The organism is Candidatus Vicinibacter proximus (assembly GCA_016713905.1).
Classification (GTDB): Bacteria; Bacteroidota; Bacteroidia; order Chitinophagales; family Saprospiraceae; genus Vicinibacter; species Vicinibacter proximus.
In genome coordinates this window covers 1,241,865-1,253,817 of the sequence record JADJOE010000003.1, presented here as the reverse complement: position 1 = coordinate 1,253,817, position 11,953 = coordinate 1,241,865, and the positions used below count along the sequence as shown (strand labels likewise).

At 34.1% G+C, this 11,953-nt stretch carries 10 protein-coding genes; 3 read left to right on the top strand and 7 right to left on the bottom strand.

Going from position 1 to position 11,953, the window contains the following annotated elements; all coding sequences use genetic code 11:
* Positions 1 to 6: 6 nt before the first annotated feature.
* Together IPJ83_13540 and lpdA are read right to left on the bottom strand one after the other, a co-directional pair.
* Positions 7 to 744 (bottom strand): hypothetical protein, encoded by a 738-nt coding sequence (locus IPJ83_13540; protein ID MBK7881568.1) that lies wholly within the window; start codon positions 742 to 744, stop codon positions 7 to 9.
* A gap of 14 nt (positions 745 to 758) precedes the next feature.
* Positions 759 to 2,156, bottom strand: coding sequence for a dihydrolipoyl dehydrogenase (gene lpdA / locus IPJ83_13535; protein MBK7881567.1), 1,398 nt, complete (start codon positions 2,154 to 2,156; stop codon positions 759 to 761).
* Between the two features lie 86 nt (positions 2,157 to 2,242).
* Here lpdA and IPJ83_13530 point away from each other — a divergent pair, with 86 nt between their 5' ends.
* Complete coding sequence (locus IPJ83_13530; GenBank protein MBK7881566.1) at positions 2,243 to 2,773, top strand: hypothetical protein; 531 nt, start codon at positions 2,243 to 2,245, stop codon at positions 2,771 to 2,773.
* Here IPJ83_13530 and IPJ83_13525 read toward each other — a convergent pair.
* Both IPJ83_13525 and IPJ83_13520 read right to left on the bottom strand, forming a co-directional pair.
* On the bottom strand, positions 2,753 to 3,238 hold the full coding sequence (locus IPJ83_13525; GenBank protein ID MBK7881565.1) for an acyl-CoA thioesterase: 486 nt from the start codon (positions 3,236 to 3,238) through the stop codon (positions 2,753 to 2,755). The two genes, IPJ83_13530 and IPJ83_13525, sit on opposite strands and share 21 nt — an antisense overlap.
* Positions 3,239 to 3,249: 11 nt before the next feature.
* The gene (locus tag IPJ83_13520; GenBank protein ID MBK7881564.1) at positions 3,250 to 4,713 is read right to left on the bottom strand and encodes a hypothetical protein; all 1,464 of its coding nucleotides are present in this window, start codon (positions 4,711 to 4,713) and stop codon (positions 3,250 to 3,252) included.
* Between the two features lie 865 nt (positions 4,714 to 5,578).
* Between IPJ83_13520 and IPJ83_13515 the strand changes: the two genes are divergently transcribed.
* Positions 5,579 to 8,059 (top strand): T9SS type A sorting domain-containing protein, encoded by a 2,481-nt coding sequence (locus tag IPJ83_13515; protein MBK7881563.1) that lies wholly within the window; start codon positions 5,579 to 5,581, stop codon positions 8,057 to 8,059.
* Between the two features lie 670 nt (positions 8,060 to 8,729).
* Here IPJ83_13515 and IPJ83_13510 read toward each other — a convergent pair.
* From IPJ83_13510 to IPJ83_13500, 3 genes are read right to left on the bottom strand one after another with little or no spacing between them, the layout of a single operon-like run.
* Entirely contained in the window at positions 8,730 to 9,386 is a 657-nt protein-coding gene (locus IPJ83_13510; GenBank protein MBK7881562.1) for a phosphatidylserine decarboxylase family protein, read from the bottom strand.
* 5 nt (positions 9,387 to 9,391) lie between these two features.
* Positions 9,392 to 10,213, bottom strand: coding sequence for a phosphatidate cytidylyltransferase (locus IPJ83_13505; protein ID MBK7881561.1), 822 nt, complete (start codon positions 10,211 to 10,213; stop codon positions 9,392 to 9,394).
* Positions 10,206 to 11,093 carry a CPBP family intramembrane metalloprotease gene (locus IPJ83_13500; protein MBK7881560.1) on the bottom strand — a complete coding sequence of 296 codons (888 nt, stop codon included), beginning with the start codon at positions 11,091 to 11,093 and terminating at the stop codon, positions 10,206 to 10,208. Before IPJ83_13500 ends, IPJ83_13505 begins: the two co-directional genes overlap by 8 nt.
* 5 nt (positions 11,094 to 11,098) lie before the next feature.
* On the opposite strand from IPJ83_13500, the gene IPJ83_13495 reads away from it, so the two are divergent.
* A complete protein-coding gene (locus IPJ83_13495) occupies positions 11,099 to 11,815 on the top strand; it encodes a pyridoxine 5'-phosphate synthase (protein ID MBK7881559.1) in 717 nt (238 codons plus the stop codon).
* Positions 11,816 to 11,953 lie beyond the last annotated feature (138 nt).

Below are 11,953 nucleotides of genomic sequence, written 5' to 3'. Positions count from 1 at the left end.
ATTATTTTATGACAAATCTAAGATCATTATTTTTTGCCAGATTTTACTGGAAAGGTTTTGTGTGATGTTTTCAATATCGTTAACATTATTTAGAACTCGTTCATCATTCATATTCTGTGCATAAACTACTGATAGTTTACCTACTAATGCCAGTATTTCAGAACAATAGTCCAGATACCGCACCATTTCAAACTTGGTAAAAGTTCTCTCGGGTGAAGATATTGTTTTGTTATTATTCATGAGGACGGAGGGGTCTTTTGTAAGTTGATGCATATCTACAACATGCGCCAGACTACGGAACTGATGTAGTGATTTAATTGCAAGATTTCGTTTGAATTTTCCTTCTAGGTTAAATAAGAAATAGGCAACAATTCCAATGAAGATTAATTCGTTGGTGCCACTTTCAACACCTTGCATTAATTCGGTAATATTCTCAATTCCTAAAGTGAAGTTGTTAATAATTAAAAACATTCCATAGCCAAGGATGGTCAGAAAAATAAGCAAACAGGTATAGGAAAAAAATCGTAACCACCAAATTGGTTTAACAATATTACGTATGTTGTTTTCAGTCTGTTGGGTGATTAACAATAATTCTTGAGAAATTCTAAATAATCCTGATTCAGGAAATCGTTCCTCAATTCTATTACATAACTTATGACAGGTTACTTCAATTTTCTGAAGGTTTAGTTTTGTAAAACTCAATTCCTTTTCCTTGAGGTCTTCTGGAAAAAGTCTTCTCAACATTTTGAAATCCCGATTTACAGGTGTATAACTTCCCCGTATGCAGCAGCAGCAGCTTCCATAATTGCTTCTGACATGGTAGGGTGGGGATGGATGGATTTAATGATTTCATGCCCTGTTGTCTCCAGTTTTCTCGCCACAACCACTTCAGCAATCATTTCAGTGACATTCATTCCTATCATGTGAGCCCCGAGAAATTCACCATACTTTTTATCAAAGATAACTTTTACAAATCCTTCTTTTGCACCTGCTGCGCTGGCTTTGCCTGATGCAGAGAATGGAAATTTTCCAATTCTAATTTCATATCCTGCGGCTAAAGCAGCGGCTTCAGTAAAACCCACTGAGGCGATCTCGGGAGAACAATAGGTACAACCAGGAATGTTATTGTAATCAATTGGCTCAGGATGCTGACCGCAGATTGCTTCAATGCATGTAATACCTTCCGCACTTGCTACGTGTGCGAGTGCTGGTCCCGGAACAATATCCCCTATCGCATAAATTCCTGGGACATTGGTACGATAAAACGCATCTACTTTTACCATGCCTTTTTCGAGGATAATTCCGGCTTCTTCAAGGCCAATATTTTCAAGATTAGGGGTTACTCCAGCCGCTGAAAGCACTATTTCACACTCAAGAATGTGCTCTTTTCCGTCTTTACGATCCTTTGCGTAAACGGTTACTCCTGTTTTGCTGCGCTCAATTTTTTCGACCGAAGTATTAGCTAAAATCTGTATTCCTTTCTTTTTGAATATTTTAGTTAATTCTTTACTGATGTCAACATCTTCACGTGGAACCAGGCCCTGTTCCATAAATTCTACAATGGTAACATCTGTTCCGAGACTTTTGTAAAAGTATGCAAATTCAACCCCAATAGCTCCTGCGCCCACGACAACCATTCTTTTGGGCAAGGACTCAAGACTCATAGCCTTTCGGTAATCAATTACATGTGTACCATCAATTGGAAGATTCGGGAGTTGTTTTGCGCGTCCGCCCGTTGCCAAAATGATGTGGTCTGCCGTATAAATAGTTGATTTGCCGGTATCGTCTTTTACCTCTACGGACTTGTTTTTGGTAAGTTTGGCATTTCCCATAATCACAGTAATCTTATTTTTTTTCATAAGAAATTGAACGCCCTTACTCATTCCTTCTGCTACGTTTCGACTACGTTTGACAATTTGTCCAAAATCTGCACTGGCTTCGGCTATTTTAATTCCATAATCTGATGCATGATTAATGTATTCAAATACTTGAGCAGATTTTAAAAGAGCCTTTGTTGGAATACACCCCCAATTAAGACAAATACCACCAAGGGACTCCCGTTCCACTATGCCAACATTTTTTCCTAATTGGGCAGCACGTATTGCGGCTACATATCCCCCGGGTCCTGAACCAATAACCAATACATCAAATTTCATGTTTCTCTTTATTTTTGGCAAATATAGCAGTTTCGAATTGGATTTTTGGAGGATAATATCCTAACCTTTCTTACGTTAATTGAGCAATGAAAATTTTGGTAGTTTTATTGGCTTTTGTTTATTCAGTTTTTGAGTGGTACGTTCATAAGGATATTCTTGCAGGCTACCAGTTTAAACTGCCTTCCACTCCCAAAATATCAATGGATAGTTTGAATACTGACTTGGGAATCATCTATTTGGAATCTTTTATGGTGACTGTTGGAGAAGGGAGTCATTCAATAATTTACCTTGCTAATCATACTCAGTATCCACCTGAAATTAACTTCAATGATGAGAGTGACTCAAGCGCTTACCACATTTGTCAGACAATAGAAGATCAATTGACTGAACAACTTCAAGGTGAATTGATTTATAGCAGCGCTACCAAAATGGGAGGAATTCCTTCAAGAATTTTTTTAATTCGTTATGGAGAAGATAGTTCGGTTTTAAAAATGTCGGTTATTCCTTTTAAAAACCATTTGGTAAGTCTTCAATATTTCTCAGATTACAATCAACGACTAAGCGATGATGCCGAGCGTTTTTTTAACTCTTTTAGTTTACTTCGAGAGGGGGAATAGACGCAAATATTTGGCTCTTTCTTCAAAATCTAATTGATCTATTTTCATATTTATTTCAGACAATTTATGCATCATCTCTTCTCCATGAGGACTCACCTTTTTGGTGTTTAAGTCAATATGTAGAAAGCGTGTCCACATTAAAGATTTAATTTCTTTTAAACCATCGTCCCACATTTGATATTCATTCAAAACTGTTTTCTGGTCATAATATATCATGGCAGATCGAATTCTTACAAATTCATTTCTTTTGGCTTCCTTAAAATAAGAAATCTGATGACCAACCACCACCCACGCCAAACCTTTTTGAGAGGCATATTCTTCAAGGTTAAGATCGTAATGATCAATGACATGGTCTTCTCGGGCCTCAAGCATATATTCTAAGAACCGTGTATTATAGAGATGACCCAGTGGATCACAATCTTTGAAGCGCACGCGTACGCGACTTTCCGGATGGAGTAATTGCATAAATTATTTTATTAGCGGTTTGATTTTCTGGTGGAGACGCGGAAAGATAGCCTCAATTCTTCTACTTTTTCAAGAAGCCAAGGTTTTCCTACCGTACTTTCATTAAGGATATCATTTTTTAATTTTTCCAGTTTTATTTCATTGTTTAAGTTGGTATCAATCAATTTTTTAGTAAACTTAACTAAATTCAAATAAGACAATTTTCGACTTTGATTTAAACTCTTGTCCCTGCTCAAAAAATTTTTAAAACTTTCTAAAAAAGATGTTAATACTTGAATCTCATCTAACTCAAAATATGTGGAAATCATAATAGCTTTTGAATCCAAACCATAAAATAACTCTTCATATTCGACTTTTTGCAATAATGGAATAACCTTATTGAAATCTTTTTTATGATAATATAAAAGGGCCATGTTGTAATTGACCGAATTCTCCTTGTACAGCGGGTTGAGTCTTTCCGAATAATCTTGTATAAATTGTTCCGTCCAATCAAATTCTTTTAATCGTAATGTAAGCGTTATGATGTTTTTAAATGTCCATGGTGAAATTTCATTATTTACAAAAATGATTTCCTTCTCCAATGATTTTTTATACAATGCAAATAACTCAATTTGAAAATCTACACTTTTGTTTAAATTTCGAATGTTATAATTGATGGCTGATTCAATAATTTCTTTTGCTTCGTCTAATGGAAACAGATCAAGATGGTTTTCAATCAATTCTTTAAGTTCCCAGTAATTGTTGATATTATCATTGTCAATAAAAGTGTCGTATATTTTTAAGTATATGGCAATGGGGGGAATTTCCTTAAATTCATCTTTTCTGGCAATTTCAATTATTTCATTTATAAACAAAAGTTTGGAATCAAGAGCTGAAATTCTATTCCAGCTTAACAAACTACAATAGTATTTAAGTTTCTCGGAAATGTAAAAGTAATCGAGATTGTTTACTATATCTGCAAGATTTATTTTACTGATGGTTCCTTTATGTACCCTGGTGGTTTCCAGATTATTTAGTTTGTATAGATTTTTTTCAATTTCATAGAGGTAATAGTAATGTGAAGAACCCTTATTTAATTGTTTTTTTGCCAGAGAAATGGCTTTGGTTTGAGAGCTGTTGAATAATTTTTCTATTTGTTTTTGATGAACAGCTTGTAATAAGTAATTGGCTTGATGTACCGGGTTTTCGTCGTAAACTTGTTGGGCAAGGAATGCTTCTCCTAAGTCCAGAAGTTCTGAACAATGTTTTCTGAATTTTTCGTCATGATAATTTTCATTTGGATATATAAGTTCCCAAATTTCTTTTTTACTCACATCAAGTTCAGCACCTTCACGTATAAGAGCTTCTAATCTATAGTATATTTTTAATAATTTCTCATTTCGGTTGAAATATGGAGATTCCAAATAACGCGTGAGTCGATTTAGTTGGACTGCTGTCAAACTACTGAGGAAAAGATAAATTTTTGTTTCCTTCATGATGAGGAGAAGACAAATTTAGAGAAAAAATAACAGTTAATGATTGCAGCCCATACTTTTCTGGCATATAACTCTTCACATTACAAAAATTAAACACTGTCTAAACTACAATCCAGGGATAGCCATGCCCTGACTTATAGACTAAAATGCAAAATTTTAAGCTAATTCGGAATTCACATTTTGAATTTCTGCCAAAGGCAAGCCTCAACTTAGAAACCCCATCAAACTAATTAGGTTCAACCTATTGGACTCATCAAAATTTTAATTAATTACACAAAATATAAGCTATAAGATTGAATTGGGTCATAGCCATGTCGAATGTAATAGTTGCTTATGAACAGGATTGATTTGATGAGGAAATATGGACGCCAGCATTGTTATTTTAACCTAAGACTACAATATTGATAGTTTTAGCCAAATTCTGCTAATTTAAAGAAGATCAACATTTTAAACTATTTATCAGAATATTAAGCATATACAAGTTAAAGTATTTGCTGTGTCTGGGTTTATTTTCATATTGTTATCTTAGTAATTTACGCATTATATATTTATAAATATTTAAATTACTAAAATACAATTAAATATAAAAAATACTTTAGTTTAATATTTTAATTATTGATTAGCAATTTTTTAAAGAAATAAATTTAAAATGTTGACGAGTTTTTTGGTTCTTTTGTGTTTTGACGGATTATAATTGGCAGATTTTCTATTTTATACATTATGAATATATATAATATTTAATTATTTGTATATCAAAATATAATCTAATATATTGAAAATTATTGTTATATTAAATAAAAAAATATGAATATAATATTTGGAAATATGAAATCTTGCGTTAAATTTGCAGTCAAACAAGTAGTTCATGCCAAAAGCCTTGCCTATTGTATTTTTTCTGTTCCTCATGGCAGGGGTTAATCTTTTTGGTCAAGGTGTTTACAAACATATCAAAGAACTAAAAAATTCCGACCATTCTGAAATTATTTCCTGGTGTTATTTCCCTTCTGTACTGGATTCTTCTTCTCACGGTCAATTAAGCTTGATAAAGAATGGGAGTTCCTATGAGGTTTTTTATGATCCGGAACTCAATTTTGTTGGAAATGATACAGTGGTTATTGAATACTCTGACGGTCCCGGTCAAGGTGCCAAGAAATTGTGGAAGTCCTACATTTATTGTTATGTAAACTCTTATCTCGAAGTAATATCTGATTTCTATACTGTCTATAAAAATCAAACCAATGTAGACATTCAACCTATGGGGAATGATTCTACAAGCATTCCTGGAGCCAATAGAATTCTTATCTCAGGTATTTCGAGTACCAAATTTTTATCTTCCTACAGTCAACTTAATGATTCTGTAATAAGGTTTACGCCAATAGCTGACTACATTGGCCCGGCCACTATTGTTCATAAAGTGTGCGATACTTTTGGGTTGTGTGAAAGTAATACCATTTATATCTCAGTAATTGACACCAACCAGCTGCCTAATACGGATACTCTTTTATTGGGTACTCCTGAAGATCAGTCAGTTCAAAAATCTTTGCCAAAAGAGGGCTTTAGCTTAAATCAAAATCCAAAAAATGGTTCCGTTAAAATTGATGGAGCTTCGTTCATTTACAAACCTTTCAATAATTTTAATGGTAAAGATACCTTTAACCTTGTTAATGGTACATTGAGTCGTAAAGTTTTTATGCGTGTTTATCCGATGGCGGAACCAAACAGTATATTGGTCCCGGATATAGTATATACCCCTGTAAATAAAGAAATAACATTTAATGTTGCGGCCAATGATGTGCAAAGCATTGTCTCTAAATTCTCAGTATTAAAAGATAAGGACCCTGCCAGAGGAACATTAACCAAATTAGACAATATTGGGAACTTTAAATATGTTCCCGAAACAGATTACAAAGGAGTTCAAACCTTTACTTACAAAGTTTGTCCACAAAACTGTGAAACTGCCGAGGTAAGAATTTTCATTGGCGATTATGAACCTCAGACTTTAAATACGTATCAAATTGCCACCCCAAGAAACACCCCAATTTTACTTAATTATCAGGTACCTGTAAATGCGTATAATTTTTCTTCCAGTTCCGATTCTGTAAAATTTTATCCTGGGTGGGATACCATCAATGTGAGTTACAACAATGGGTGTCAAAGTCAGGTAATTGGGTACAATAGCCTGATCTACTACCCAAAACTAAATGACGTTTCACCTGATAATTTTACAATTGAATATTGCATTAATGGCACAAACCGTTGTGTGACTGCGGATTTTGATGTTGATGTTTATTATGAAGCAAAGAATTGTCCAAAGCAATGTGTTGGCGACTGTGTATGGCCAGGTGATGTTGATCAAAGTGGTTGTGTGGACATGAAAGATTTGCTGCACATTGGTTATGAATTGGGCCAATCAGGACCTGTTAGATCATATCAGGGTTCAACATTCAGGTCTTATAGTGGAAGTAATTGGGGTAAAGAGTTGGTTGGAAGATCAATAGATATAAAAAATGCCGATACCAATGGTGACGGTAAGGTGACTGCCTCAGACACCTTAGCTATTTCAAATTCTTATCATAAGACCCACTCTTTAATATCCAAAGAGGTTTTTTCTAAGGGAGATTTTCCTTTTCTATTAGAAAATCTTTCTGGTCAGGTAGATTCTGGAGATTGGATGATGATTGAAGTTCAATTGGGTGAAGATGCCAATCCCGCAATAAACTTAGCAGGTTATTCCTATGTGTTAAACTACAATAAAGATGTGGTGAACGAATCATCTTTATATGTTGACTTTTACAATGATGGATGGTTTGCTTCTTCCTGTAACACGCTCAATATGTTTAAAAAGCCTTTTGATGGCAGGCTTGAAAGTGGATTTGTTAGGGCAAATGGTAAAAAAGTCAGTGGGCATGGTGGGACGGAAGTTCTTGTTTTTATTGTGGAAGACAATATTGATCCCTTCCGTGATGATGATGGAATTATTGAAGTGCCTTTCTACTTCCAGGAAATTATCATTCAGGATGAAGAAGGAAATTTGAAGCAATTAGAGGATAAAACCCTGGTTCTTAAAATTGACAAAAGAAAAAATAAAGAAGTTGTATTGGATCCAGCCCAGTTACTGGTATTTCCAAATCCCGCTTCTGACCATCTTATATTGCATCTCAATGGAAAAAATGGCATGATTTCTTACAGCGTAATTAGTATGGATGGAAAGGAAATGTTCAAAAAATCTGCAATTGACCCTAAGCATGAGTTGATTGATTTGACAGGGTTGGCAAATGGTTTGTATTTAATTAAAACTGAAACATTACTTGGGCCAATTACTAAAAAAATACTTGTTCAAAATTAATTTTTTTAGAGGCAAAGTAGTTACACTAAAAAAAATATAGAAGTTAAAGAATTAATCCCTGTTTTATTATAACCCGTTTTATTCTGATTAATGTTAGATAAATGAGCCGCGTAAAGCGGCTTATTTATTTTTATTGTGTGGGAAATGAGATGGTAATTATACACAGTACTAGTCATTGAATTTTATGTGTAGTTTTAAGGATGTGTATACTTTTTTTAAGAATAATTAATTTGTAATCGGAAGCTACATTGCATTTTTTTAACTACGCACCAAGGGAGAGTTTAATATTTATAGATGGTTAATTTTCAAATATTAAATTCTCTATATCTAAATATTGACTCATAGGTCTTAAGCTATACTTAAATCTACTTTTTAAAAGATCAGCGTTGTATTATAAATCAGGATTTATTTTTAAGACAAAATCTAATACACCATTATCTATAAATGTACAAGAAAGAGTGTATTTAATTTTCTTAATATTTGCGTGATATACAATAGGGATCAAATACCCCTATATTAAATCTTGTTTAACAGCAAGTACAGCAATAATAATCATTTAAAATGCAATTTTAAACCAAGAAGATTTTTTTGTCGTGCAGGCTGCTGAGAATTCAAAAGACCTTAATAATAATGGTTAACTCGTCATTCTAAAACACTCAAATAATGGTGATTACCCAATAATTTCTGCAAGAATATCCAAGTTCCCTTCTACTTTTTGGTTTATGTCAACTAGGATTTTAGAATTCAGAGGTAAGTATAAATCAACTCGCGATCCAAATTTTATAAATCCCATATCTCCTCCCTGTTCTGCCTGATCTCCTTCTTTAGCATAGTTGCAAATTCTTTTTGCCAGGGCTCCTGCAATCTGTCTCATTAGAATTTCAGTCCCGTCTTCTCGCTTAATAACTACAGTAGTTCTTTCATTTTCGGTAGAGGACTTAGGATGCCAGGCCACAAGATATTTTCCTTTGTGATATTTTGAATAAGTTACAACACCTCCAATAGGATAGCGATTGACATGAACATTCAGAGGATTCATAAAAACAGAAATCTGTTTTCGTTGATCTTTAAAATATTCTCCTTCAAAAGTATCTTCAATAACAACTACTTTCCCGTCTGCGGGAGCATATACAAGTGCATTGTTTTTTACCTTAATAATTCGTTCAGGGTTTCTAAAGAAATTAACAATCAGTAAAAATAAAATCCCAAATAAGATGGCTAACGGCCACAATAAAATACTGGAAAAATAATTGAGGCAAAAGATTAATACAATATAAAAAATGAGTGTGCCAATAATCCAATTAAATCCCTCCTTATGAATGTACATGATATTTATTTTAAATGAGTAAGCAAACCTACAAGAAATATACCAGTTGGAATGATGAAAAAGAAACTGTCGAATCGATCTAAAAACCCCCCGTGCCCCGGAAGGATTGCTCCGCTGTCTTTAATGTCTACGGCTCGCTTAAGTGAGGATTCATATAAGTCTCCAAACGATCCACTTATACAAATCAAAATTCCGATTAAGCAGATTTTCCAAAATTCAAAACCTGAATGAATCATGAAGAAATTGCATAAGAAAGCAGCCAGGATGCATCCAATCAATCCTCCAGCAGAACCTTCCCATGTTTTCTTTGGTGAAATGGAAGGCGCTAAGGGTGTTTTTCCTATGGCCTTACCTGTGAAATATGCAAAAGTGTCGTTACTCCAGTTCATGATTATAAAACCAAGAATCCAATACCGAGATAGATAATAATCCTTGCTAAGAAATAGAACTACAGCAATTAAAGGCAAAACAATATAAATAAATCCATTGGTTGGGGTCGCACATAAAATAGCATTTTCTTTTTTCCAAAAAACCAAAAACAAAACCAGAAAAATATAAAAAACAGAAATTCCAGAAATCCAAAAGGCAAAGTGTCTGAAATCCGGAAAGAAACTCACTAGAAAGGCCATTCCAACAAATGTGGATATGGATAAAATCATTAAGAATGTTTTAGCAAAATTGGAACTATTATTAAAGTGCCGATTCCATTCTCCAATACTAAAAAGGAGAATGATCAACAGCAATATTGATGCACTCCAGAAGTTAAATAGAATAGTGGATATCACCACAACTCCAAGGATTAGTCCTGTGATACTTCGCTTAAGCATGAGGGTTAAGTTTTTGTGACTTTGTCATCCGGTACGCAATCAAAGACGTGAGAACAGCAGAGATTGCTCCATAAACCCAAATCATATCTTCTGAACCAGATGGTTTTTCAAATTGGTCAATTGCCTCCGGCCCAACAACAAAAACAGTAATAACCTGACTGGTATTAAAGACGAAGTGTAAGAACATGGGATATAGTAAGTGACCGGTAATTCGATAGACAAATCCTAATATACATCCCAGCAGAAATCTTGGTAAAAATCCTTCAAATTGTAGGTGGATGGCAGAAAAAATAAATGCACTCAATAAGATGTGTATCCATGCATTTGGCAAAATTCTACTAAGCTGTGTTTGGATAATTCCTCTAAAGATCCATTCTTCCCCTATAGCAGGGATCAGCCCTACGACTATAATTGCAACGGTAAGGTCTGCTAGGGAATTCATGGTTAACATCTTTTTAATTAAATCGCCTAATCTGTCTTCGGTTTGACTCATCCATTCCGGTAAAGGAATGAGGTGGTTGATATGAGCAGTTAACCAAACTAAGGGGATGCAGGCAAAGAAAAAGAACAGGCTTAGCCATAAACTGGAAATAGTGGGATTGGAAGGGCATAAGCCGGAAGATACATCTTTCCTCCAAAGACTTAACATTGCAGCTGGAATAATTAATGCAAATATATGACTTAACATTTGCAGCGTTAATAACTGTTTTCCCTGGTAATGATCTACAATATTTTGGGGGTTTTTAGTCAAGGTTTCCAATGATTGACCTTTCATCACTTCAATTACAAGTAAAATGATTTGAAACAAAAGGAACCCAAAGAAAACCAAAGCCAAAAGCCCAAGAAGATTTTTAAATGTATTTTTATGCAAAGAATCCATGTTTTATGACCAGGTTAAGCGTAAATATCAATAAAATTGCTTTAATAAGAAATTCAAGAGGGGCGAATTTACCTGATTTATGTCAGGTTGCCAAAGACCTGGAGCGTTTTGGAGCCCAAGGCATTACTGTTCATCCCAGACCTGATGAAAGACATATTCGTTTTTCAGATTTGCCTTTATTAAAAGATATTGTTACCACTGAATTTAACATTGAAGGATATCCTTCAGAATATTTTGTAAGGGAGGTTCTGGATTGCAAACCTGACCAGGTTACCCTCGTTCCTGATCCGCCGGAAGCTCTTACTTCAAATACTGGATGGGATACTCGCAGTAATTTGGAATTTCTAAAGTCAATCGTCCATAAATTTAAAAATGAAGGGATTAGAGTATCCTTGTTTCTTAATCCAGAACCAGAATTGGTTACTTATGCTGCCCAAACAGGTGCCGATAGGATAGAATTATACACAGGTTTATATTCTAAACAATTTGTAAAAAACCCAATAGCTGCTGTTACCCCACATATCCAAACAGGTTTAGAGGCTTTAAAATTTGGTCTTGGTCTTAATGCCGGTCATGACCTTAATCTTGAAAATTTGAAATTTTACAAAGACCATGTAGAAGGATTAATGGAGGTCTCTATCGGCCATGCTCTAGTTTGTGATGCCTTATACTTTGGTCTTCAAAATGTCGTTCAAATGTACCTTTTACGCTTATCTAATTAAAAACATGTACTATACATATATTGAATTATATATATATTTATTTTATGTTAATCTTGGCTTAAAATAAAGTTAATAATTTCCTTTTTTAATTCAAAGAAGCATATAAATTTGCGAGTTAATCATTTTTAACCCATTTTA